Here is a 23,011-nt window from a genome sequence, read left to right as displayed (position 1 = left end):
ACGAAGCCCCCTGGCGGGCACGAATTGTACTTTGGTGCCTGTTGGTTGCTGCGATGGTCGCAGCGGGCTTGGCCCCGCTACGACATCGCAACCTGGCTCAGCCCTGGACGGCGATCCGCTGCTGCAAGCGCGCCTGGAGCTTTTCCAGCTCGGCCGGATCGGCCTTGCCGGCGGCGTGGATGCCGAGCCCTTCGCCCGAGTAGCGCGGCACGATATGCACGTGGATGTGGAACACCGTCTGCCCGGCCGGCGCGCCATTGAACTGCGCGACCTGCACGCCATCGGGCTGCAGTTCGTCGACGATCGCGCGGGTCAGCTTCTGCACCACGGCCATGACCTTGGCGAGCGCCTCGGTCTCCACATCGAGGATGTTGCACGCCGCCGAGCGCTTGGGAATCACCAGCGTGTGGCCGAATGACTGCGGGAACAGGTCGAGAAAGGCGAGTACGTCGTCATCCTCGTAGAGCGTGTAGCAGGAGGCGTCGCCGCGAATGATCTGGGCGAAGATGTTCTGCGGATCGTAGGGCGTGGTCAGGGACACCGGCATTCTCCGTGGTGAGGTCGAAGGCAGACCATAGCGGCAGCGCGCGGCAAGGCCAAGCGCTGGCTGACGCGGGGACGATAATGCGGCGTCGCCACGTCGCTCACCAGCCTTGACGGGCAACAATCGGCGCCGCTGACGATGCGGCATAATCCTCCGCCACCACGCTCAGGAGGCCCGCATGCAACTGGCCAGGATCGAACGGCTGCTCATCGGCAAGGCCGTGCCCTACACCCGCCCCGGCAGCCACAGCGCCATCGCCAAGCAGCCGGTCGACGGCCCCGTGGCGGTCGGTATCGACGGGCTGGCCGGCGACGAACAGGGCGACCGCCGCGTTCATGGCGGCGTGCACAAGGCTGTGCACCATTACCCTTTCGAGCACTATCGACGCTGGATCGAACAGCTCGGCCACTCGCCGCTGCTCGAGCAGCCCGGCGCCTTCGGCGAGAACATCAGCACCGTCGGGCTCAGCGAGGCTGACCTGTGCCTGGGCGATGTGCTGCGTTGCGGCGACGTACTGCTGCAAGTGGTGCAGACGCGCCAGCCCTGCTGGAAACTCAACGATCGCTTCGGCGTGGCGGACATGGCCCTGCGCGTGCAGCAGAGCGGCATGACCGGCTGGTACTACCAGGTTCTGGAAGGCGGCCATCTGCAAGCCGGACAGTCACTGCTGCTGGAACAGCGTCCCTTCCCGCGCTGGCCGCTGCCGCGGGTGATGGAGGTGCTCTACAGGCGCACGCTCGACCGTGCCGCCCTGCTCGAACTGGCCGAGCTGCCGCTGGTACCGAACTGGCGCAAGCTGGTCGAGCGGCGCCTGGAAACCAACGCCGTGGAGGACTGGAACAAGCGTCTATACGGCGCCGCGGACACCTGACCGCTGGCCGCGCCCGCACGACTGCGATCGACAGCAGCGTTGCGCGCGCAATGGCGGTAGGCGAAATGCCGCACTACGGGTATCTTCGCCACCTCCGCCCGACAGGACCGCCCGCTCCATGCTTCGCCCCGTTCTTCTCTGCGCCCTGGCGCTGTACGCCTGCTGCACCTCGGCCCAGGTGGAAGTGTTGCCCGTGGAGCACGCCAGCCAAGGCAGGATCCTGGTGGCGCGCGTGACCGAGCAGATCGCCCCCGGCGACTATCAGGCGCTGCTCAAGGGCATCACCGCGCATCCGGGCAAGTACGCGCGCAAACTGCTGATCCTCGACAACATCGGCGGCAGCGCACCCGAGGCCATGCGCATGGGCTACCTGCTGCGCGAAACCGGCTTCGATGCCCTGGTGCCGCCCTCCGCCGTCTGCCAGGGCAGCTGCATCTACCTGCTCGCCGCCGGACGGCAACGCACCGTACGCGGTTATGTCGGCCTGCATCGGCCCTATCTGGCCAACGGCGAATCGGCCCTGGCCATCGGCCAGCGGCCGCGGCGAACGCCGCAGGCATATCTGCGCGACATGGGCGTCGACCCGGCCCTGGCGCACGACATGCAACAGATCCAGCCATGGCGGGTGCGCCGCCTGAGTCCGAGCGATCTGGCCCGCTACCGCCTCAAATAAGCCGCGCCTTTCACCTCCCGCCGCAAAAAAAATCCTCGCCGCTGTCGATTTGCCCGCCGTCCGTTCGACCAGTGATCGGAGCCGGCGGAAATCGCGTCACGTCCGTCTAGGCTCTTTCCAGTCCACGAAGGAGTCGACCAATGCGTTTCATGGTGATGATCAAAGCCAATCCGCAAACCGAAGCCGGCGAGATGCCCAGCGCGGAAATCCTCGCTGCCATGGGCCAGTACAACGAGGAACTGGCCAAGGCCGGCGTGCTGCTCGGCGGCGAAGGCCTGCAGCCCAGCAGCAAGGGCGCACGCCTGCGCTTCAACGACGGGCAGTGCACGGTGATCGACGGCCCATTCGCCGAAACCCGCGAGCTGATCGCCGGGTTCTGGCTGTTCCAGACTGCCTCTCTGCAAGCGGCCATCGACTGGGTCAAGCGCTGCCCGCTGCCGGCGATCGGCGAGTCGGAGATCGAGATCCGTCAGCTGTTCGAGGCCGAGGACTTCGGCGACGAATTCACCCCCGAACTGCGCGAGCAGGAAGAGCGCCTGCGTGCGCAACTCAATCACTGACGGCAAGGAGCACAAGATGAAGCTATCCACCTACCTCACCTTCGACGGCCAGGCCCGCGAGGCTTTCACCTTCTACCAGCAGGTGCTGGGCGGCACCCTGGAAATGATGACCTTCGCCCAGGCACCGAACCCTGAGCAGTTTCCCGCCGAGCATCGCGAGCGGATCATGCACGTCAGCCTGAACCTCGGCGACTACGCGCTGATGGCCTCGAACACCCTGCCGGGCGACAACTGCGGCGGCCCGTATGAAGGCATCAAAGGCGTCTCGATCACCCTGAGCCCGACCAGCGTCGCGGAAGGCGAGCGGCTGTTCGATGGCCTGGCCGTCGGCGGCAAGGTCGTCATGCCACTGGAGAAGACCTTCTGGGCCGAGCGCTTCGGCATGCTCACCGACCGCTTCGGCGTGTCCTGGATGGTCAACTGCGAACAACGCTGAACCCGCGCAGGCCGGCAAAACCCGGCCTGCGCATTCCCGCCACACGCCCATGCGCATAGACTCGTTTCGCTGCACGCCCATCGCGCCGCCGATGGCCACGCGCCGGGCGAAGCGGGCGACGCAACGACTCGAATTCAAGGAGCGCACGGGCTGTGGATCTGCTATTTCTCGGCACCTCCTCCGGCACCCCCACCAGAGCCCGCAATGTCAGTGCCCTGGCTCTGCTGGAGGCCACCGGCAAAGGCTGGCACCTGATCGATTGCGGCGAGGGCTGCCAGCATCAGCTGTTGCATACGCCACTGTCGCTGCACGACCTGCGCGCGATCTTCATCACCCACGTGCATGGCGACCACTGCTACGGGCTGCCCGGCCTGCTCGCCAGCGCCGGCATGACGCGCCGGCACGAGCCGCTGGACATCATCGCGCCACAGGGCATCGAAGCATGGCTGCGCGCGACCTTCGCCATGAGCCACAGCTGGCTGGGCTACGAGCTGCGCTTCCATGCCGTCGAAACCTTTGACCAATGGCGCAACCCGCACTTGCGCGTCGAGGCCACCGCCCTCTCCCACCGCGTGCCCTGCTACGGCTACACCTTCACCGAAGCACGCCCCGACCCAAGCTTGAACATCCAGCGCCTGGAACGCGACGGCATCCCCCGCGGCCCGCTGTGGGGCCAGCTCGCCCGCGGCTTCGACGTCGAATTAGGCGGTCGCACGCTACGCAGCGAGGACTACCTCACCTTCGGTCGCGCCCCGCGACGCATCGTCATTGGCGGCGACAACGACCGCCCCGACCTCCTCGCACAGGCCTGCCAGGGCGCACAGGTGCTGGTCCATGAAGCGACCTACACCGAGGCCGTCGTCAACGCCACCGGCAACCACTTCGGCCACAGCACCGCCGCCCAGGTAGCCGCCTTTGCACAGCAGGCCGGTGTACCGAACCTGCTGCTGACGCACTTCAGCCCGCGCTATCAACCAGGTCCGCAGCGCGGGCATTCGATTGACGATGTGCACAGGGAAGCGAGCGAGAAATACTCCGGCCACCTCTATCTGGCCGAAGACTTCAGCCGCTTTCACCTCAACAAGAATGGAGTGCTGGTACCCGTGGCAAGCACCTCGAACCGGTCGGGGAGTTCGCACGGCGCGCAGGAAAACTAGCCCGAGCAAAAGGCGACGGGGCATTGGCTGTGGGACAGGCACTTATCAGCCGGAAGCGGACGTTTACCGGCAGGGCACCGGTCATGGACACACTAGCGGCGGCTTCGTAATCTCCGCCCAGGTCTTGTCGCTTTTGCTCCCATGCCCATGTCGCGTCTCTCACTTGCGGACTCAACTGGCTCAAGGGTTTACGGATGGACAAGGAATGTTATGCGACACATGTGGGGTAAAAAATTACGACACATGTGTCGCCTACTTATAGTTATGCATCAGAAGCAGGACGACAGCATGGCAACAGTGCGTGAGCATTATGATACGAGCGCAAAAGCCTTGAATGCTCAGCGCCACTGGGACTTGGGAAGTAAAGTCGATAGCGTGATTGTTAGAATCTGGGGAAAGGTCTCACATTGCCTTGAAGAAAATGCCAAATATTGGTCCTTTTATTTTCCCGAGCGCGCAGAAATTGGTTGTATTTATTATTTGCTATCGCAACCCCACGTATCGGATGGCGTTATTAGCCACGACGAACCAGAGCAAGAGATCGGCTTTGCGCACACACCAGAAAGGCAAACGCTTAGCTCTTTCATCTTTACTCGTAGAGTATATATATATTTTGACAAGTATCTCTCCGGCTTGGAAATCAACCAAATCCATGAAATTGGCCAGCACTACAATTTCAACATAAAAATAAGGGATAGAAATTATATGGACAAATGCTCTGAGCTAGAAAAACCATTAGCCTTTATTTCTCATGACTCTAACGACAAAGATTCCTTGGTGAGAGAGCTTGCCCTAGAGCTCGACAAGCAACTATGCCCAGTCTGGTACGACGAATTCTCACTAGAAATAGGCGACAGCCTTATTGAAAACATAGAGAAAGGTCTTCGGGAAGCCAAGAAATGTATCTTGGTGCTCTCTCCATCATTTATCCAGAACAAAGGATGGACTAAAAAGGAATTCAACACGATTATCACAAGGGAAATATTCGAGAAAGATAATGTAATACTACCCATCTGGCACAATATATCCGCTACGGATGTATACAACTACTCCCCAGAGCTTCTTAATCGCTTCGCCTTACAATCATCACTAGGCCCAGCTGAGCTAGCAAAGAAAATTTCCGCAAAAATCAAAGCATAACAAATGGTTCAAATCGCTCGCTTCGCTCACTGGGACGGGCTAAAGCCCGCCCCTTAACCAAACGTTAGGCAATAATCCATGAACTCCAAAATCAAATATATATTCGTCATCCTAGCTGTTTTGCAGATACAGCATCTAGCCGCCGCCCAAGACGCTGAACGGGCAAGAATAGGGGAAAAGCTATCAGACTGCGGCGCTTTGTTCGGTCTTCTCTCTCAAGCCAATACAAAGCAAGCAGAATTCTCTAAGAATCTATCCACTACATCAGTCGCATATGCTCAAGTAGCTTTTAGTGATGACAAAAGGTTTACTCAAGAAACAGGCAGATCCATGCAAAAAGCATCTGCCTTTATTAATGAGCTAAAAGAAACAAATAACAAGCAGAGATTCGAGGATGAGTTTAAAACATGCATGTCGACACTTGAAATCGCCGAAAATACCCTACGAAAAGAAATGTCTGAAACCAGCAAGGCAATAGTTCCAGAGCTATTCAAGTGAGCGCAATGCCTAACAACAGGTTCAAACCGCTCGCTTCGCTCACTGGGACGGGCTAAAGCCCGCCCCTTAACCAAACGTTAGCTCGCATTGGAGGCGCATGACACATCCAATTTATTATGGATCTATTGAGGAACATCTTTTCCTCATAGAACAGCTTGCACATGCCAGCCTCTCGTGCATTTCAGAACTTCACAACTCTAGCGAAACAAACAAACAAGAAAACTGGCAAATTACAGCGTTTGAACTTGAGCGCTCAAGTTATGAGGCTTGGCTAGTAACAATTGTCAGCGACTATCTAATTCAATGCGCAACAAAAACTCGCATCATTCAAGACTCATCAGACTTCACAACCGACGATGAAGATTACTGCCCAGATAGAGAAGCATATGAAGCGTATTCAAATATCGCCATCAGCCATGCTGGGAATGTGCAATTTTCTCTCAGGGAAATCTGCAATAAAATAATCCACGCTAAAAAATTCGAGCTAATTTTCTTAAATGAACCCGAAGGAAAATTCACCTACTGGGGAGGAAGTTGCTGTTTACATGGCGACCTCAGAGGCAAACCATGGCATGTGGAAATAAATTTAAAAAAATGGGTCTTAGCAATGCGGTTTTATTATGAAAACATCAAACACCTATAAGCTAACAAATGGTTCAAATCGCTCACTTCGCTCGCTGGGACGGGCTAAAGCCCGCCCCTTAACCAAACATTATAATCCATAGCCAATGATCACTTTCGCCAATCCAAGGAAATACAAAATGGCCTCAGGGAGTAACTGCTTGCAGCTCACTGAGGCCGGAGCCTGGGAGTCATTCCCCCTGTTTGCCGAAAAATACGTTCGGCAAATTGGCGCAACTGTGTTAGCCAAAATTGAAACTCCTGATATGCATCTCTGGGAAATTGAGTACTCCGGTGCAACGCTGAATCTTGTTTATGAAGATTTTCCCAGCGGAGTTTCGATCGAACCAAAAGATAATCGAGGGCAGTCTGCGATAGACACATTGTACAGTTTGGCCATGGAGAAAAAATCCCAAAATGGCTTATAACACTTGGTTCAAACCGTTCGCTTCGCTCACTGGGACGGGTTAAAGCCCGCCCCTTAACCAAACGTTATGCGTTAAGAAAATTGCAGAAATTTTCTGCACCCAGGATTTGCTAGGAAAACGTGATGAAAAATGATTTGGCAATAAGGTCATTGCTGGTAGATAAGGACACCGGAAGATATATAAAAGCTGTAGACGAGCATGGTCTTGATGATTATGTCCATCTATTCTCAAGGAAAGATGAAAAGTCGGAAGTCGTTATTTTTGACTTCGCCAAGGCAGTTAGCCTTTTTCATGATGAATTAGATAAAAAGCTTAATGCTCGTGATTATAGGGATTTAACTGTAAAAAGAGGAATAGTATTCAACACTTGGGTTAGGCTGAGGTCACTTACAAATGAGACAATGCTTTGCCAAACAGCTTTGCAAGTATCCAGAGATGCTGAAGAGGTACTTAACTGGATATACACAAGAATCCCTGAGCTAGAAAGAAATTATCGATCAGCCGCCGATACAAAGCCACAATGGGGCGGGGTAAATGAGAAAAATTCTGCTCTTTTAAAGATCTCAAACGAAATAGAAGTATTTCTGGAAGTTTTGCTGTGCCACATCCATGCCACGACCAAGGTTGACATTAATTACTTCAAGAATGACTTTATTCTTGAGCAGCACTGCGTGAATATTAGGAAGGTAATATTAGACACCCTAAACAGTGAGCTGAACTATTGGAATGGAGACTTTCGTTACGACAGCATGGTATTTCAGCTCTGCATGGAAGATATGGGCGTTAACCCTGAAGTTATAGTTTTTCAAATAGACTCATCTTTTAGCGTGACGGAGTTAAAGAACAAAATTATTAGCACTGCCAAAATTGAAGATAAAAGTGATGGCTATAGTGTTATGCGAGAGTACACGGTAAGCTGGCCAAAATACTCAGATGAAAGTATTGGTAGAGTTAAAGCTCTAAGCAGACTTCTTCAGAAAATTGATTCAATCATTATTTTTCTGAAAAACCTTAAGGATCATGCAGTAAAGTTTAATGATGACGCTGCAAAGCAGCAGGAATTTGAAAGCAGCCTTGAATCCTTGGTCTTGAAAAATAAGGCATAACAAGTTGCTGCACGCGGATAAATTACTCGCTGCGCTCGCAATTTACCGGTGAGCAAAGCGTTATGTCTAAAGGCCACCCAGAGAGAACAGTAATGTCAGCAGAGCAAGAAAAAGAAGCAAGTAAAATCCACCACATTGGCGAGCAAGAACCGTTCCAATCCGGTCAGCCGAAAATATTCGATAAATTAACTCGTAGAGAGTTTATGGTGCGAATGGTTTATATCTATGCCGCAGCTGCACTTGCAGTGGTTTTTTATTTTACTGCCACAAGAAATCCAGAAATATTCACACTGAAAAAAGAGACTCTTTCAGTAATTACTGAGTTCTATAACGCCCTAACCCTTTTGGTCGTGCCATTCATTCTTGGCCTTATCGGTGCTCTGGCAAGAGTGCTTATGGCCGGAATACGAGCAGAGAAAAATATTCCAATAATATTTTCATCCGGCCTTATGGCTGCATTTTCATGGCTTAGTCTAAAGAGTAAGATTTTTCTTGCTTTAGTAATCCCCTACATTCCGCACTCTACCGACTCTCAAATAGAGCAGCTTCCGAGCGCGACAGATATAGGTTCTGAGTTTTATTCAATGGCACTAGTGGCTGTTCTGGTTGGCATGTTTGCATCAAATATTTACATAGCTATAAATCAGAGAGTTGAAAAATTAGCTAGCGATAAAAACAAAGCATAACAATTGGTATATGGACTCTCCCCACAAGCAGTGAGGAAAGCTTTTTTCGATCCTGTCGTCAGCGCGGTTGCATTCGTATATCCGGCCTTGTCATGGGCATTGCCCTGGCCATTCTGTAGTTCGCGCAGCGGGGGCCAAGCGTTCAAGCGATCCCGAGGATCATGATTGTTATCGGCCTTGTTCCGCTGCAGGACTCGCCTGTTCCGACAGTCTCGCTTCTCACCACAAACCGCTGGAAAGCTTCCTTATCTTGCTGATCACTCCCACCGTCAGGCGGGCCTTGCGCTCTGCCAGTCGCCACTGAAACGTCGTTGGTGGCACCACACTGCCCAGCGAGCAGCCTGGACGACCATCGGTGGAAAACGCTGCGCGGTTTTCCACCCTACGCGAACTTGTGGGCGTTGTAGGGTGGACAACGTGTACTTGTCCACCGGCTGCTGCGATTGACGGCATAAGGTCGGCCGCGCCCCCTCTGCAAACGCGGCAACCAGCCAGAACCATCCGTTGGCGGGCGCCGAGCTTCGAGCTGGCGCAGCCCCGAAAACTGTACCTGTGAACACACTCGCCAACTGAACCTGTTCCTCCCGGCCTGGTGCTCGGTACGCTCGGCGCATCCTCAGGCTATTTGGGTAGCACCATGAAACAGGTCAGCTTCAAGCAAGTGGACGTATTCACCGCCGAGCGCTTCAAGGGCAACCCGGTGGCGGTAGTGCTGGACGCGGATGGATTGAGCGACGCGCAGATGCAGCAGATCGCCAACTGGACGAACCTGTCTGAAACCACCTTCGTGGTAAGCAAGACGACCGCATCGGCCGATTACCGTGTACGCATCTTCACGCCCGCCTCGGAGCTGCCATTTGCAGGGCATCCAACCATCGGCACAGCGCATGCGTTGCTGGAGGCCGGTCTGGTCCGGCCAACCGCTGGCGGGCTCGTGCAGGAATGTGCCGCTGGCCTCGTCAGGCTGGAGTTGTCGACCGATGAAGCCGGCCGGCAACGAATCGCGTTCGAACTCCCGGAGCCAACCCTGCTTCCGCTGGAGGAGGCCGAGGTCGGTGAGCTGGAAGGCATTCTCGGCGCGTCGATCCTGAGAGAATTTCGCCCTTGCCTAGTGGACGTTGGTGCGCGCTGGGTCGTCGCGCAGCTGTCCGACGCACAGGCCGTGGCGGCGAACCGTCCCGATTTCGAGCGGATGAAGCGCCACTCCAATCGCGCCAGGGCGACCGGCGTGGTGATCTTTGGTCAGTACGCCGATGACCATGCCGCTGGCGTGGAGGTCCGCGCCTTTGCGCCGGCCTGCGGCATCAATGAAGACCCGGTGTGCGGCAGCGGTAACGGCGCCATGGCTGCGTTCATCCGGCAGACCGGGCAAACCCAGCGCTTCGGAACGACCTTTCTGGCCAGCCAGGGAGCCAATGTCGGCCGCTCGGGTTTCATTCACCTCGGCATCTGTGACGACCTGATAACGGTCGGCGGGCAGGCCGTTACCTGCATCGACGGATCGATAGTGCTCTGAACCGGCGACGTACGGCATTCGGGCGCGAGCACCGGGGCCCGTGCCGGGCGGCGCGTGGATTAGCCACGTCTCAGGCTGCCAGCCCCGATCCAGGCCGCTGCGCAGATTGACGTTTACGTAAAAGACCGATACAGCTACGCGATCCGTATCGTTCAGGACGCCATCCATGACTATCAGCGCAACGCTCGACGCAGCCGCGACGGACCTGTGGGTCGATAGTGCAGCCGGGCGCATCTTCGTTCGCAGCTGGATTCCCGACGCCGTCGCGGCTGGCGAGCGTGCGCCGATCCTGCTGCTGCACGAGTCGCTCGGCTGCATCGAGCAGTGGCGTGACTTCCCTGCCGTTCTCAGCCGCGCGACCGGGCGGACGGTGGTGGCCTATGACCGGCGGGGTTTCGGTCGCTCGGACAGGCTGACGTCGGCGCCCGCGCCGAGCTTCGTCGAGGATGAAGCCACGGACGGCTTCGCGGCCGTGCGGGAGCAGCTGGGTATCGAGCGCTTCGTGGTGCTCGGCCATAGCGTCGGCGGCAGCATGGCCGTGCATTGTGCAGCGCGGTTCGCGCAGGAGTGTCAGGCGCTGGTGACGATGGCGGCGGTCACCTTTGTCGAGGCGCGCACCCTGGCCGGCATCCGCCAGGCCAAGGCTTGGTTCGCCGATGCGGCTCAACGGGAGCGCCTGCGGCGCTATCACGGTGAGCGCAGCGATTGGGTACTGAGCGCCTGGATCGATACCTGGCTCGACCCCGGCTTCGCCTCCTGGTCGCTGCAGCCGGCACTGCCCGCCGTGCGCAGCCCGGCGCTGGCCATCCACGGCAGCGACGACGAATTCGGCTCCGAACAGCATCCGCAGCTCATCGGGCAGCATGCCGCCGGGCCGGTGGAGCAGGCGCTGTTGCCCGGCGTCGGTCATGTGCCGCACCGCGAACAGCCGCGGCAGGTGCTAGAGCGAATCGCGCGGTTTCTGCAGCCGATCGGCTGAACCGCGCCGGGTTCACGCCTGGGTCTGGCTCCACTGTTTGTTCAGGCGCTTGTCCGATACCGCCATCTTCGTGCCGAGTTGCTGCGCCCACAGCGAGACGCGATATTCCTCGAGCATCCAGCGATACAGCGCCAGCTCGGGATCGCGCTTGCCTTCCTGCAGGTGCTTCTTAAGCCGCGCCTGGTACTGCTCCCAACATCCGGCCAGTTCACCGGACCAGACCCGGTCGCGCTGCAGCTGCGCGCCGATCTTCTCGAAGCGCTGCTCGATGGCCTTGAGGTAGCGCGGGTATTCCTTCAGCCACTCGGCCGGCGTCTCGCGGACGAAGCCCGGATAGACCAGATTGGCGAGCTGCGCCTTGATGTCGTTGAGCGCGACGGCCTGGGCCAGGTCGATCCTGCCCTTGAAGCGCTTCTGCAGGCCGTGCCAGTGCTTGAGGATTTCCAGCGTCAGGCGCGCCAGCCGTTCGGCATGCGCGGTCCAGTCGCCGCGCTTGCGCTCGGCCAGGGACGCCAGTGCGGCGCCGTCACGCGGTAGCTGGGCTTCTCCATCAAGGATGCAGCTGTCCAGGCTGGCCAGCAGGATGTCCTCGACCAGCGCATCGACCTTGCCCATGTCGCGATAAAGCAGGCTCAGTTCGGTGAGACCCGGCAGCTTGTTGCGCAGGTACTTGGCCGGCTCCGCCAGCTGCTGCAGCAACAGGCGCTGCAGGGCGCGGCGGTGTTGCCACTCGGCCTCGGCCTGGGTCGGGAAACGCCCCTCCTTGACCACCCCGCCCTCTTCCACCAGCGCCGGGTAGACCGTCATCGACAGCCCGGCCATCTTCGCCTGGGCCTTCTCCGCGACCTGGGCAAAACCCTTGGCTTCGACCGGTTTCTGTTCGGCCTTCTGCTGTGGTGGCGCCAGTGCGGCCTGGCTGGCCTCGGCGAAGCGCGCGGTCAGCTCAGCCAGGTCGCGGCCTTCGCCGAGAAACTTGCCGCGGGCATCGACCACTTCGATGTTCATCTTCAGGTGGTTTTCCAGGCCGGCGGCCGCCTCTGCCCAGGCTTCCTCCGGCACTCGCGCGCCGGTCATGCGCAACAGTTCGCGACCCAGCGCCTCCGGCAGCGCGCCTTCAGCGAAGACGATCTTGGCCAGCGCCGCACCGACGAAGTCCGGCACCGGGACGAAGTTCTTGCGCAGCGCCTTCGGCAGGTTGCGCACCAGCGCCACGGCTTTGGCCTCCAGCAGGCCGGGCACCAGCCAGTCGATCCGCTCGCTGCGCAATTGCGGCAACAGCGGCGCCGGCACGCGCAGGGTCACGCCGTCGCGCGGGTGGTTGGGCTCGAAGTGATACTCCAGCGGCAACTGCAGCTCGCCAATGCGCAGGTGATCCGGGTACTGCGCGGCGGTGACCTCGCTGGCCTCGCGGGCGAGCACGTCTTCCTCACGCATGATCAGCAGCTGCGGATTCTTCGCGCTTTCGCGCTTGTACCAGTTCTCGAAGCTGGCGGTCTGGTAGATGTCCGCCGGCAGGCGCGCAGCGTAGTAGTCGTACAGGGTTTCCTCGTCGGCGAGGATGTCACGGCGGCGTGCCTTGGCTTCCAGCTCGTCGAGGCGTTCGAGCAGTTCGCGATTGGCGCTGAGCGCGCGCGCACGGCTGTGCATCTCGCCGCGCACCAACCCTTCGCGGATGAACAGCTCGCGCGCCGCCGGCGGATCGATCGGCCCGTAGTGCACCGGGCGGCGGCCGACGATGATCATGCCGTAGAGCGTCACCTGCTCGTAGGCCACCACCTGGCCGCGCTTCTTCTCCCAGTGCGGCTCGAAGTGGTTCTTCTTGATCAGGTGGCCGGCCAGCGGCTCGATCCAATCCGGTTCGATCTTGGCGACCATGCGCGCGAACAGCTTGGTGGTTTCCACGAGCTCGGCGGCCATCAGCCAGTTGGGCTTCTTGCGGCCGATCACGCTGGAGGGATGCACCCAGAAGCGCCGCTGGCGCGCACCGAGGAAGTCGCCCTCCTCGGTCTTGTTGCCGATCTGGCTGAGCAGGCCGGCGAGAATCGCCTTGTGCACCGCAGCGTAGCTCTTGGCCTTCTGCGCCGCCTCGCTGGCTTCGTGCTGCTGGCGGAGGATGACGTTGACCTTGGTGTCCTTGGTCGGCGCGGGTTGGGAGCCGGCCTCGGCGGGACGCGCGGAAGAGGCTGCGCCGTCTTCCACAAGGTGGCCATCCACCGATTTTGCGGCGTTGCCGGTGGACAAGGCTTTGCCGTTGTCCACCCTACGGTCGGGGCGGGCGCCCGGCTTTTCGTAGGGTGGATGGCCGGAGCCATCCACCGCGCGGCCCGCGCCGAGCTTGAGCTCGCGCACGATCAGCAGCAGTTGCCGGTGCGCATCACGCCATTCGCGCAGACGCAGATAGTTGAGGAAGTTCTTGCGGCACCAGCTGCGCAGCGCGTTGGCGCCCAGCTCCTGACGCTTCTCTTCGAAACCGCGCCAGAGGTTGATCAGCGCGGCGAAGTCCGAGTCCGGGTCCTTCCACTGCGCGTGGGCCTGGTCGGCGGCCTGCTGGCGGTCGGCCGGGCGCTCGCGCACGTCCTGCACCGAGAGCGCGCTGGCGACGATCAGCACCTCGGCCAGGCTGCCTTGCACCGCGGCCTCCAGCAGCATGCGACCAAGACGCGGGTCGATCGGCAGACGCGCCAGCTGGCGACCCAGCGGGGTCAGCTGGTTCTCGCGGTTGACCGCCGAGAGCTCCTGCAGCAGGTTGAAGCCGTCGCTGATGGCTTTGCCATCCGGCGGCTCGATGAAGGGGAAATCCTGAATATCACCCAAGCGCAGATGCAGCATCTGCAGGATCACCGCGGCAAGGTTGGTGCGCAGGATCTCCGGATCGGTGAATTCAGGCCGGCCGAGGAAATCCTCCTCGCTGTACAGGCGAATGCAAATACCTGGCTCGACCCGCCCGCAGCGGCCCTTGCGCTGGTTGGCGCTGGCCTGGGACACCGCCTCGATGGGCAGGCGCTGGACCTTGGCGCGGTAGCTGTAACGGCTGATGCGCGCGGTGCCCGAGTCGATCACGTAGCGGATGCCCGGCACGGTCAGCGAGGTCTCCGCGACGTTGGTCGCCAGCACGATCTTGCGCCCGGCGGCGGGCTTGAAGATCTTCTGCTGCTCGGCCGGCGTCAGCCGCGCATACAGCGGCAGCACCTCGGTCAGGCGCAGGTTGGCCTTGCGCAACACCTCGGCGGCATCGCGAATCTCCCGCTCGCCGGGGAGGAACACCAGCACGTCGCCGGGGCGCTTGCCGATGCTCTTTTCGTGGGCGGCGATCTCGTCCAGCGCGGCGAGGATGCCCTGGTCGACGGTGAGGTCGTCCTCGATGCGGTTGCCGTCCTCGTCGGTCTCGGCAGCCAGCGGCCGGTACCAGGTCTCCACCGGGTAGGTGCGCCCGGAGACCTCGATGATCGGCGCATCGTTGAAATGTTTGCTGAACCGCTCCAGATCGATGGTCGCCGAGGTGATGATCACCTTCAGGTCCGGCCGACGCGGCAGCAGGGTCTTGAGGAAGCCGAGCAGGAAGTCGATGTTCAGCGAACGCTCGTGGGCCTCGTCGACGATGATAGTGTCGTAACGCTCGAGGAAGCGGTCGTGCTGTGTTTCTGCCAGCAGGATGCCGTCGGTCATCAGCTTGATCAGCGAGCTGTCCTTGCTCTGATCCTCGAAGCGCACCTGATAACCCACCAGTTCGCCCAGGGGTGTGCCGATCTCCTCGGCCACGCGGGTGGCGACGCTGCGGGCGGCCAGGCGACGCGGCTGGGTATGGCCGATCAGCCCGTGCACACCACGGCCGATCTCCAGGCAGATCTTCGGCAACTGGGTGGTCTTGCCCGAACCGGTCTCCCCGGCGATCACCAGCACCTGGTGTTTTTCCAGCGCGGCCTTGATCTCGTCGCGCTTGGCGGCGATCGGCAGGCTGTCGTCGTAGCGCATGCGCGGCACACTCTGCCGGCGCGCTTCGACCTTGACCACCGAGGCCTGGAAGCGTTCGAGCCACTGGGCAAGCTTGGCCGCGTCGGGCTTCTTCTTCAGCTCGTGCAGTTGCCGGCGCAGGCGGTGGCGATCAGCGAACAGGGCCTGGTCGAGATTCTTCAGCAGGGTATCGATAGCGGGCGTTGCGTCGGTCATGGACAGCCATGGGGCAAATTCGTGAAGGGCGCAATTGTCGCAGATTTTGCGCGGCTGGCCGAAAGTCCCCGTGGTCAACACCACCGCGCCGGCGAACCGGCGCGGTGGCTACGACTAGCGAATCCAGTGACCCCAGCGGGATTTCTCCTGAACCTGCTGCGTCCGCAGGCTGCGCATGCCCTGCTCGGCACTCGCCGCGGCGGCGATTTCGTCGTCGATCGCCTTGGTCGACAGTGACAGCCAGCTGGTGGCGAAGGCCAGCGCATCACCGTGAAGCTCCAGGGCTTCGTTGGAGATGTTGCTCAGGTTGTCGCATTCGTTGTGGTAGCACGGATCGAACGCCTGTCCCGCGGCACCGCCATAGCGCTGCGCCTGCTCCTCGCTCTTCACATCTTCGGCGCCGGTGAACAGCCCACCGAAGGCGATGCCGTCGTCGAAGAACTGCGCATAGTCGGAGCGGAAGTCGATTTCGGTGCCTTCCGACGGCTGGTTGCGCAGGTCGAAATAGGCGCGCAGCAGACGCTCGATGGCTGCCGAACCGGGCGGGCCCTGCAGGCCGAAGTCGGAACCGTCACCGTCATAGATGAAGTTGACGAAGTTCGGCGAGCCGATCATGTCGACGTTGAGGTAGGCCTTGATGCGCTGCTTTTCCTCATCCGGCAACTGCGTGACGTAATGGGTCGAGCCCACCAGGCCGGACTCCTCCGCGCCCCACCAGGCGAAGCGCACCTTGTTCAACGGATGGGCCTTGCTCATCAGCGTCGCCATTTCCAGCAGCGCGGCGCTGCCGGAACCGTTGTCGTTGATGCCGGGCCCTTCGGACACCGAGTCCAGGTGCGCGCCGACCATCACCACGTTGTCCGGATTGCCCCTGCGGGTTTCGGCCAGCACGTTGTAGGTCTCGGTCTGCTCACGGATCACGTCGACGGTTATGCTCAGCTGCAGGCCCTCGGTCTGCACCCAGGCTGCGCCGTTGTCGTAGGTGGCGAACAGCACCGGAATCCCTCCGGCGTAATCGGCGCCGAGCGTGGCGCCCATCAGGCCCTTGCGGTCCTCGGTATCGCCCTGGTTGAAGATCACCACCCCGGCCGCGCCGGCCTCAGCTGCCAGGCTGGCCTTCTGTCCGAACGGGCAGGTGCCGCGCTGGATCAGGGCGATCGCGCCTGCGGGAAAGCCGGCGAAATCCTCGGCTTCGCAGCCGCTGGTGGAGGTGTTGCCGGCGCCGAGCGCGACATCCACCGGCACCACCTGACCGCTGACCGTGCCGGGATCGCTCTGCTCCAGATAGGTGAAGTCCTCCTCCCAGACATAGCTCTGCTGCTGCGGCGCCAGCGCGTTCAGCACGCCGGGGCCGGTGGGATAGAAGGCGAGGAAGGGAAAGGCCTGCACCTGAACCTGGTACCCGGCGCGTTCCAGCTGAGTGCGCACGTAGTCGACCGAGGCCTGATAGCCAGGCAACCCGGACGCACGATTGCCGTCATTGAGGCTGGCGATGTCCTGCAGGCTCTGTAGATGCCTGAGCACATTGCTGGCCTGCATACAGCGCGGCAAACCCAGCGGCGTGCCGACCATCAGCGGCGACCGACAGAGCGACGCATCCGGCTTGCCGGGACTCCAGAAGTCATCGAAACGTTGCTGCTCGGCCGGCGGCGCTGCGAGTGCGGCACCACTGAAAACCAGAGCGAGAGAAGCGACTACCCGTAGTGCATTGTTCTTATTGTGCATGGGTGACTCATCCTTACGACGTGATTGATGGGTAGGCCGCAGGAGGCTCACACCACCATCCCCTGAGACTCAGGGACGCGGCCATAGGGAGCTAGACCGGGGACTCGCCGCTGCGTTCTTGCAATGGCGCCGGGCGGTCGTGCCGCTGGTCGGTTCGGCGGAACTTTGGCAAACACGGCTCACGAACGTCGCGCGCGCAACGTCAACGTGAGGGGCGGAAGGCAGGAGGGATGCGCACTCTGGCGCCAACAGCGGAAGCGACGAACAGAAGCGGAACGGCGGCCTTGCGCACGCCGTTCCGTGCTGCGATCAGATGCGGAACTGACCGACCAGCTTCTGCAGGCGCTCGGTCAAGCCGTTGAGGTCGCGCGAGGTCTGCGCGCCTTGGGCGGCATCGCTGGCGACCGCATCCACCGCATCGGCGATGTGATGCACGCTGCGGTTGATTTCCTCGGCTACGGCGGTCTGTTCCTCGGCAGCCGCGGCGATCTGTGCGTTCATCGAGTTGATGGTGCCGATCAGCGTCGAGATGGCGTCCAGCGATTCGCCGGCCTGGTTGGCCTGGTCGCGGGTCGCCTCGCCCTTCTGACCGGCGCGCTGCATGGTGCTCACCGTGTGGCTGGTGGCGTTCTGCAGGCGGTCGATCATGCTCTGGATCTCGCCGGTGCTCTGCTGGGTCCGGCTGGCCAACGCGCGCACTTCGTCGGCGACCACGGCGAAACCGCGCCCCGCCTCGCCGGCCCGCGCCGCCTCGATCGCCGCGTTGAGCGCCAGCAGGTTGGTCTGCTCGGCGATGGCGCGGATGACGTCGAGCACACCGACGATGCCCTTGACGTCCTGCTGCAGCCCTTCCAGCGATTCGCCGCTGCCGCGCAGCTCGCCAACCAGCTCATGAATCTGGCGGATGCTCTGATCGACCACCTGCTTGGCCGCCTGGCCCTGATGATCGGTTTCCTGCGCCGCTTCGGCCGCACGCTGCGCGCTCATCGCCACCTCGTTGGAGGCTGCCGACATCTCGTTGATCGCGGTGGCGACCTGATCGGTCTCGTGACGCTGGCTGGCCATCGCCTGCTCGGAGCGCTGCGCCTGGCTGGCCACTGCACCGACCAGACCGGTCAGCTGGGTGGTGGTGCCGGCGACCTGCTGCACCAGGGTGTGGATCTTCTCGACGAAACGGTTGAAGGCTCCCGCCAGCTCGCCCAGCTCGTCCTGACTGGTAACCGGCAGGCGGTGGGTGAGGTCGCCGTCGCCCTGCGCCATGTCGTCCAGTTTGGTCTTGATCAGCAGCAGCGGACGCAGCACCGCATTGCTCATGAATATCGCCAGGATCGCCATCAGCACCAGCAGCGCCGCGGCGGAACCCAGCATGATGGTGACCAGCACGTCGATGCGCTGCTGGAACTCGGCACGCGCGGCCTCGACGTCACGCTCGACGCCGTCGAGGTTGAGCGAGGTGCCGAACACCATCTTCCACTTCGGCAGGTATTCGGCGTAACCGACCTTCGGCACCAAGGTGCTGCTGCTGCCGAGCACGAAGCTGTAGTCCACGTAATGGCTGCCGTTTTGCCCGGCCGCCACCAGGTCGCGGATCGCATAAACCCCGTTGGGGTCGCGATAGTCGTAGAAACTCTGGCCGATCTTGTCCTTGGTGTTGCCCTGCAGAATGCGCACGGCCTGGCTGTCGTAGCCCCAGAAGTAGCCGTCCTTGCCGTAGGACAGCCGTTCGAGAATGGCCACCGCCTCGTCGCGCGCCTGCAGATCACCCTCGGCGGAGGCGTCGTAGATCGGCGCCAGTGCATTGCGTGCCAATTGCACGTAGTGCTGCAGCTCGGCCCGGCGGTCGTTGATCAGGCTCTGGCGGGTGTGCGCCTCCTGCTGCTCGGCCAGAGTTCGCAGTTCGTAGACGGCGATGCCGCTGAGGAGAATGGCCAGCAGCAGGATTGGCCCCAGAGCGAGCAGCAGCAATTTCGTACGCAGGCGCAGATTCGAAAGCATTTATAGGTCACCGAGTCAGTGAGAAAAGCGAGGCGCGCCGTAAAAACAGCGTCAACTAATCGTTACGACTACTTTCGGCCCGGGCTTAAGTTTCTTTACTGCTTTTTCGTAACGGTGAGTAATTGCAAAAAAAAAAGACCCCGCCGAAGCGGGGCCCATGAACGCAACGCTCAGCGTCGATCAGATGCGGAACTGACCGACCAGCTTCTGCAGGCGCTCACCCAGCGCATGAAGCTCGCGCGCCGTCTGTGCACCCTGGGTGGCATCGCTGGCCACACCATCCACCGCATCGGCGATGTGGTGCACGCTGCGGTTGATCTCCTCGGCTACGGCGGTCTGCTCCTCGGCGGCGGCGGCAATCTGCGCGTTCATCGAGTTGATGGTGCCGATCAGCGTCGAGATGGCGTCCAGCGATTCGCCGGCCTGGTTGGCCTGATCGCGGGTCGCCTCGCCCTTCTGCCCGGCGCGCTGCATGGTGCTCACCGTGTGGCTGGTGGCGTTCTGCAGGCGGTCGATCATGCTCTGGATTTCGCCGGTGCTCTGCTGGGTCCGGCTGGCCAGTGCACGCACTTCATCGGCGACCACGGCAAAACCACGCCCCGCTTCGCCGGCCCGCGCCGCCTCGATCGCCGCGTTGAGTGCCAACAAGTTGGTCTGCTCGGCGATGGCACGGATCACGTCGAGCACACCGACGATGCCCTTGACGTCCTGCTGCAGCCCTTCCAGCGACTCGCCGCTGCCGCGCAGCTCGCCCACCAGCTCATGAATCTGGCGGATGCTCTGGTCGACCACCTGCTTGGCCGCGTGGCCCTGCTGGTCGGTTTCCTGCGCCGCCTCGGCGGCGCGCTGCGCGCTCATCGCCACTTCGTGGGCCGCGGCCGACATTTCATTGATCGCGGTGGCGACCTGGTCGGTCTCATGGCGCTGGCTGGCCATCGCCTGCTCGGAGCGCTGCGCCTGGCTCGCCACTGCACCGACCAGACCGGTCAGCTGGGTGGTGGTACCAGCGACCTGCTGCACCAGAACATGGATCTTCTCGACGAAGTGGTTGAAGGAGGCCGCCAGCTCGCCCAGCTCGTCCCGGCTGGTGACCGGCAAACGGGACGTGAGGTTGCCGTCGCCTTCGGCCATGTCGTCGAGGCTGTTCTTGATCAGCAGCAGCGGACGCAGGATCGAGTTGCTCATGAACACCGCCAGCACGGCGATGAGGATCAGCAGCGCCAGCGCGCAACCAAGCATGAACAGGATCAGGCCGTCGATGCGCTTCTGGAACACCTCACGTGCGGCCCGCACGTCGCGCTCGACATCGTCCAGGTTCAGCGAGGTGCCGAACACCAGGTCCCACTTGGGCAAATGCTCGGCGTAACCGACCTTGGGCACCAGTGCGTCCTTGCCGGGTACGGCGAAGCTGTAATCGACGTAATGGCTGCCGTTCTGCCCGGCTGCCACCAGTTCGCGGATCGCATAGACACCGTTCGGATCGCGGAAGTCGTGGAAGCTCTCGCCGATCTTGTCACGACTATTGCCCTGGAAGATCCGCACGGACTTGCTGTCGTACCCCCAGAAGTAGCCCTCGGCGCCGTAAGCCAGGCGCTCGAGCAGCGCGACAGCCTCGTCACGGGCGTACAGGTCATTGGCCTCCGACGCTTCGTAGATCGGCGCGATGGCGGCACGCGCCACCTCGATGTAGTGCTTGAGTTCCGCGCGGCGGTCACGAATCAGGCTTTCGCGGGTCTGGACCTCCTGCTGATCGGCGAGATCCTGCAGTTCGTACACCGTCACCCCGCTCAGCATGATTGCCAGCAGCAGAATCGGACCCAGAGCAAGCAACAGCAACTTCACTCGCAGACGTAAGGAGGACAGCATGAGGAATAACCCCTGTAAACGCATGGATAAGTAGTGCTATTTTGCCATTGACTACGGCATTAGAGAACGCTACGAACCGCTTACTAAACCTTTCCGCTCTCCGGCCGGGGTAAAAAAAAAGGCCCCGCTGAAGCGGGGCCTTTTTTTGTCCAAGGTGCGCGGTGCGGCTTACTGCTTGTGGCCGAGCTTGCGCAGCTCTTCATCACGCAGCTCGCGGCGCAGGATCTTGCCGACGTTGGTAGTCGGCAGGCTATCGCGAAACTCCACGGTCTTCGGACGCTTGTAGCCGGTCAGATTGTCATGCATGTGCTGCATGACCTGCTCGCGGGTAAGGCTCTCGCCCGGCTTGACGACCACGAACAACTTGATCGCCTCGCCGGACTTCTCGTCCGGAATCCCGATGGCGGCGCACTGCAGCACGCCCGGCAGAGTCGCCAGCACGTCTTCCAACTCGTTCGGATACACGTTGAAGCCGGACACCAGGATCATGTCCTTCTTGCGGTCGACGATGCGCATGTAGCCGTCTTCCTGAATCACCGCGATATCGCCGGTCTTCAGCCAGCCGTCGGCGTCGAGAATCTCTGCGGTGGCGTCCGGCCGCTGCCAGTAGCCCTTCATCACCTGTGGGCCCCGCACGCACAGCTCGCCGATCGCGCCCATCGGCAGGTCGTTGCCGTCATCGTCGATGACCTTGCAATCGGTGGATGGCAGCGGGATGCCGATGGTGCCGATCTGAATCCGAACGACCGGATTGACCGATACCACCGGACTGGTTTCGGTCATGCCGAACCCTTCGCAGATATCGCAGCCAGTGACTGCCTTCCAGCGCTCGGCGGTGGCCAACTGCAGCGCCATGCCACCCGAGACGGTGAGCTTGAGCGCCGAGAAGTCGAGCTTGCGGAAGCCCTCATTGTTGCACAGTGCGACGAACAGCGTGTTGAGGCCGACGAAGCCGGTAAAGCGGTAGTTGCCCAGATCCTTGACGAAGGTCGGCAGGTCGCGCGGGTTGCTGATCAGCACGTTGTGCGCGCCGATCAGCATCATCGCCATGCAGTGAAAGGTGAAGGCGTAGATGTGATACAGCGGCAGCGGCGCGACCATCACTTCCGAGCCTTCCTGCAGCGTGCTGCCCATCAGCGCGCGATTCTGCAGCATGTTGGCGACGATGTTGCGGTGGGTCAGCATGGCGCCCTTGGCCACGCCGGTAGTACCGCCGGTGTACTGCAGCACGGCGACATCCTGGCCGGTCGGATTGGCTTCGCGCACCGGCTTGCCGCGGCCCCGCGCCATGGCATCGTTGAATTTGACCGCCGCCGGCAGCTGGTACGCCGGCACCATCTTCTTCACGTGCTTGACCACGGCATTGACCAGCATGCGCTTGAGCGGCGGCAGCATGTCGCCGACCTCGGTGACCACGACATGCCTGATCCCGGTCTTGGGCAGCACTTCCTCGGCCAGGTGCGCCATGTTGGCCAGACACACCAGCGCCTTGGCGCCGGCGTCGTTGAACTGGTGTTCCATCTCCCGCGCGGTGTAGAGCGGGTTGGTGTTGACCACGATCAGCCCGGCACGCATGGCGCCGAAGACGACGATCGGATACTGGATGAGATTCGGCAGCTGCACGGCAATACGATCGCCCGGCTGCAGGTCGGTGTGCTGCTGGAGATAGGCGGCGAAGTCGCCAGAAAGCTTGTACAGCTCGCCGTAGGTCAGGGTCTTGCCGAGATTGCTGAAGGCGGGCTTGTCCGCGAAACGCTCGCAGGATTGCTTCAGCACTGCCTGGATGTTCTGGTACTCGTCGGGATTGATTTCGCTGGCAACCCCAACCGGATATTTATCCTTCCAGAAGTTTTCGGTCATGACCCCACTCCTAAGCGACAGCTTCGTCACTGCACACAATGGCAGCTGTTTTGTTGTGATTTGTAAACTTTTGTGCTGCTGATAGCAGCACAAAGCGGCCCGAGGTTAGCAGCTTTGAAACAGGCCGAACAGAGCCATTTACTCGTCTGACAGGCACAAAGTGACCGGATTGATTTTCACGGT

General features: G+C 60.8%; 19 protein-coding genes. 13 read left to right on the top strand and 6 right to left on the bottom strand.

What is annotated here, in order from left to right; translation table 11 throughout:
- Positions 1-97 precede the first annotated feature (97 nt).
- Positions 98-541, bottom strand: a complete 444-nt coding sequence (locus tag N8H22_RS16000) for an HIT family protein (RefSeq protein WP_264591508.1) — start codon at positions 539-541, stop codon at positions 98-100.
- Between the two features lie 181 nt (positions 542-722).
- On the opposite strand from N8H22_RS16000, the gene N8H22_RS15995 reads away from it, so the two are divergent.
- The 13 genes from N8H22_RS15995 to N8H22_RS15935 all read left to right on the top strand — a co-directional run bounded on the left by N8H22_RS15995 (position 723) and on the right by N8H22_RS15935 (position 11,215).
- Positions 723-1,415 carry an MOSC domain-containing protein gene (locus N8H22_RS15995; protein WP_264591507.1) on the top strand — a complete coding sequence of 231 codons (693 nt, stop codon included), beginning with the start codon at positions 723-725 and terminating at the stop codon, positions 1,413-1,415.
- A gap of 118 nt (positions 1,416-1,533) precedes the next feature.
- Positions 1,534-2,088: a hypothetical protein gene (locus tag N8H22_RS15990; protein ID WP_264591506.1), complete on the top strand. Its 555-nt coding sequence runs from the start codon at positions 1,534-1,536 to the stop codon at positions 2,086-2,088.
- 140 nt (positions 2,089-2,228) lie between these two features.
- A complete protein-coding gene (locus tag N8H22_RS15985; RefSeq protein WP_264591505.1) occupies positions 2,229-2,648 on the top strand; it encodes a YciI family protein in 420 nt (139 codons plus the stop codon).
- 16 nt (positions 2,649-2,664) lie between these two features.
- Positions 2,665-3,084, top strand: coding sequence for a VOC family protein (locus N8H22_RS15980; RefSeq protein ID WP_264591504.1), 420 nt, complete (start codon positions 2,665-2,667; stop codon positions 3,082-3,084).
- Between the two features lie 152 nt (positions 3,085-3,236).
- Entirely contained in the window at positions 3,237-4,241 is a 1,005-nt protein-coding gene (locus N8H22_RS15975; RefSeq protein WP_264591503.1) for a ribonuclease Z, read from the top strand.
- 288 nt (positions 4,242-4,529) lie between these two features.
- A complete protein-coding gene (locus N8H22_RS15970) occupies positions 4,530-5,381 on the top strand; it encodes a toll/interleukin-1 receptor domain-containing protein (protein WP_264591502.1) in 852 nt (283 codons plus the stop codon).
- A 78-nt stretch (positions 5,382-5,459) separates the two neighbouring features.
- Positions 5,460-5,879 (top strand): hypothetical protein, encoded by a 420-nt coding sequence (locus tag N8H22_RS15965; protein WP_264591501.1) that lies wholly within the window; start codon positions 5,460-5,462, stop codon positions 5,877-5,879.
- 97 nt (positions 5,880-5,976) lie between these two features.
- A complete protein-coding gene (locus N8H22_RS15960; RefSeq protein WP_264591500.1) occupies positions 5,977-6,522 on the top strand; it encodes a hypothetical protein in 546 nt (181 codons plus the stop codon).
- A gap of 85 nt (positions 6,523-6,607) precedes the next feature.
- Positions 6,608-6,928 carry a DUF3630 family protein gene (locus tag N8H22_RS15955; protein ID WP_346658391.1) on the top strand — a complete coding sequence of 107 codons (321 nt, stop codon included), beginning with the start codon at positions 6,608-6,610 and terminating at the stop codon, positions 6,926-6,928.
- A 122-nt stretch (positions 6,929-7,050) separates the two neighbouring features.
- Positions 7,051-8,034: a hypothetical protein gene (locus N8H22_RS15950; protein WP_264591499.1), complete on the top strand. Its 984-nt coding sequence runs from the start codon at positions 7,051-7,053 to the stop codon at positions 8,032-8,034.
- Positions 8,035-8,126: 92 nt separating this feature from the next.
- The gene (locus tag N8H22_RS15945) at positions 8,127-8,720 is read left to right on the top strand and encodes a hypothetical protein (protein ID WP_264591498.1); all 594 of its coding nucleotides are present in this window, start codon (positions 8,127-8,129) and stop codon (positions 8,718-8,720) included.
- Between the two features lie 637 nt (positions 8,721-9,357).
- Positions 9,358-10,236: a PhzF family phenazine biosynthesis protein gene (locus N8H22_RS15940; RefSeq protein ID WP_264591497.1), complete on the top strand. Its 879-nt coding sequence runs from the start codon at positions 9,358-9,360 to the stop codon at positions 10,234-10,236.
- 166 nt (positions 10,237-10,402) lie between these two features.
- The gene (locus N8H22_RS15935) at positions 10,403-11,215 is read left to right on the top strand and encodes an alpha/beta hydrolase (RefSeq protein WP_264591496.1); all 813 of its coding nucleotides are present in this window, start codon (positions 10,403-10,405) and stop codon (positions 11,213-11,215) included.
- Positions 11,216-11,227: 12 nt separating this feature from the next.
- On the opposite strand, the gene hrpA is transcribed toward N8H22_RS15935, so the two are convergent.
- The 5 genes from hrpA to fadD1 all read right to left on the bottom strand — a co-directional run bounded on the left by hrpA (position 11,228) and on the right by fadD1 (position 22,828).
- On the bottom strand, positions 11,228-15,382 hold the full coding sequence (gene hrpA / locus N8H22_RS15930; RefSeq protein ID WP_264591495.1) for an ATP-dependent RNA helicase HrpA: 4,155 nt from the start codon (positions 15,380-15,382) through the stop codon (positions 11,228-11,230).
- A gap of 114 nt (positions 15,383-15,496) precedes the next feature.
- The gene (locus N8H22_RS15925) at positions 15,497-17,107 is read right to left on the bottom strand and encodes a M28 family metallopeptidase (RefSeq protein WP_264591494.1); all 1,611 of its coding nucleotides are present in this window, start codon (positions 17,105-17,107) and stop codon (positions 15,497-15,499) included.
- A 309-nt stretch (positions 17,108-17,416) separates the two neighbouring features.
- Positions 17,417-19,102 carry a methyl-accepting chemotaxis protein gene (locus tag N8H22_RS15920; RefSeq protein ID WP_264591493.1) on the bottom strand — a complete coding sequence of 562 codons (1,686 nt, stop codon included), beginning with the start codon at positions 19,100-19,102 and terminating at the stop codon, positions 17,417-17,419.
- A gap of 180 nt (positions 19,103-19,282) precedes the next feature.
- Positions 19,283-20,968, bottom strand: coding sequence for a methyl-accepting chemotaxis protein (locus N8H22_RS15915; protein ID WP_264591492.1), 1,686 nt, complete (start codon positions 20,966-20,968; stop codon positions 19,283-19,285).
- A 168-nt stretch (positions 20,969-21,136) separates the two neighbouring features.
- Complete coding sequence (gene fadD1 / locus N8H22_RS15910) at positions 21,137-22,828, bottom strand: long-chain-fatty-acid--CoA ligase FadD1 (RefSeq protein WP_264591491.1); 1,692 nt, start codon at positions 22,826-22,828, stop codon at positions 21,137-21,139.
- Positions 22,829-23,011: the final 183 nt, after the last annotated feature.

Source organism: Stutzerimonas sp. S1 (assembly GCF_025966695.1).
In the GTDB taxonomy this organism is placed as follows: Bacteria; Pseudomonadota; Gammaproteobacteria; order Pseudomonadales; family Pseudomonadaceae; genus Stutzerimonas.
The sequence above is the reverse complement of the archived record's forward strand: the minus strand, read 5'-3'. Positions and strand labels throughout refer to the sequence as shown.

What these genes read in the sequence shown, in the direction of transcription:
- N8H22_RS15995 (WP_264591507.1), top strand. Translation starts at nt 723, where the DNA reads ATGCAACTGGCCAGGATCGAACGGCTGCTCATCGGCAAGGCCGTGCCC.
- N8H22_RS15990 (WP_264591506.1), top strand. Translation starts at nt 1,534, where the DNA reads ATGCTTCGCCCCGTTCTTCTCTGCGCCCTGGCGCTGTACGCCTGCTGC.
- N8H22_RS15985 (WP_264591505.1), top strand. Translation starts at nt 2,229, where the DNA reads ATGCGTTTCATGGTGATGATCAAAGCCAATCCGCAAACCGAAGCCGGC.
- N8H22_RS15980 (WP_264591504.1), top strand. Translation starts at nt 2,665, where the DNA reads ATGAAGCTATCCACCTACCTCACCTTCGACGGCCAGGCCCGCGAGGCT.
- N8H22_RS15970 (WP_264591502.1), top strand. Translation starts at nt 4,530, where the DNA reads ATGGCAACAGTGCGTGAGCATTATGATACGAGCGCAAAAGCCTTGAAT.
- N8H22_RS15965 (WP_264591501.1), top strand. Translation starts at nt 5,460, where the DNA reads ATGAACTCCAAAATCAAATATATATTCGTCATCCTAGCTGTTTTGCAG.
- N8H22_RS15960 (WP_264591500.1), top strand. Translation starts at nt 5,977, where the DNA reads ATGACACATCCAATTTATTATGGATCTATTGAGGAACATCTTTTCCTC.
- N8H22_RS15955 (WP_346658391.1), top strand. Translation starts at nt 6,608, where the DNA reads ATGATCACTTTCGCCAATCCAAGGAAATACAAAATGGCCTCAGGGAGT.
- N8H22_RS15950 (WP_264591499.1), top strand. Translation starts at nt 7,051, where the DNA reads ATGAAAAATGATTTGGCAATAAGGTCATTGCTGGTAGATAAGGACACC.
- N8H22_RS15945 (WP_264591498.1), top strand. Translation starts at nt 8,127, where the DNA reads ATGTCAGCAGAGCAAGAAAAAGAAGCAAGTAAAATCCACCACATTGGC.
- N8H22_RS15940 (WP_264591497.1), top strand. Translation starts at nt 9,358, where the DNA reads ATGAAACAGGTCAGCTTCAAGCAAGTGGACGTATTCACCGCCGAGCGC.
- N8H22_RS15935 (WP_264591496.1), top strand. Translation starts at nt 10,403, where the DNA reads ATGACTATCAGCGCAACGCTCGACGCAGCCGCGACGGACCTGTGGGTC.
- hrpA (WP_264591495.1), bottom strand. Translation starts at nt 15,382, where the DNA reads ATGACCGACGCAACGCCCGCTATCGATACCCTGCTGAAGAATCTCGAC.
- N8H22_RS15925 (WP_264591494.1), bottom strand. Translation starts at nt 17,107, where the DNA reads ATGCACAATAAGAACAATGCACTACGGGTAGTCGCTTCTCTCGCTCTG.
- N8H22_RS15920 (WP_264591493.1), bottom strand. Translation starts at nt 19,102, where the DNA reads ATGCTTTCGAATCTGCGCCTGCGTACGAAATTGCTGCTGCTCGCTCTG.
- N8H22_RS15915 (WP_264591492.1), bottom strand. Translation starts at nt 20,968, where the DNA reads ATGCTGTCCTCCTTACGTCTGCGAGTGAAGTTGCTGTTGCTTGCTCTG.
- fadD1 (WP_264591491.1), bottom strand. Translation starts at nt 22,828, where the DNA reads ATGACCGAAAACTTCTGGAAGGATAAATATCCGGTTGGGGTTGCCAGC.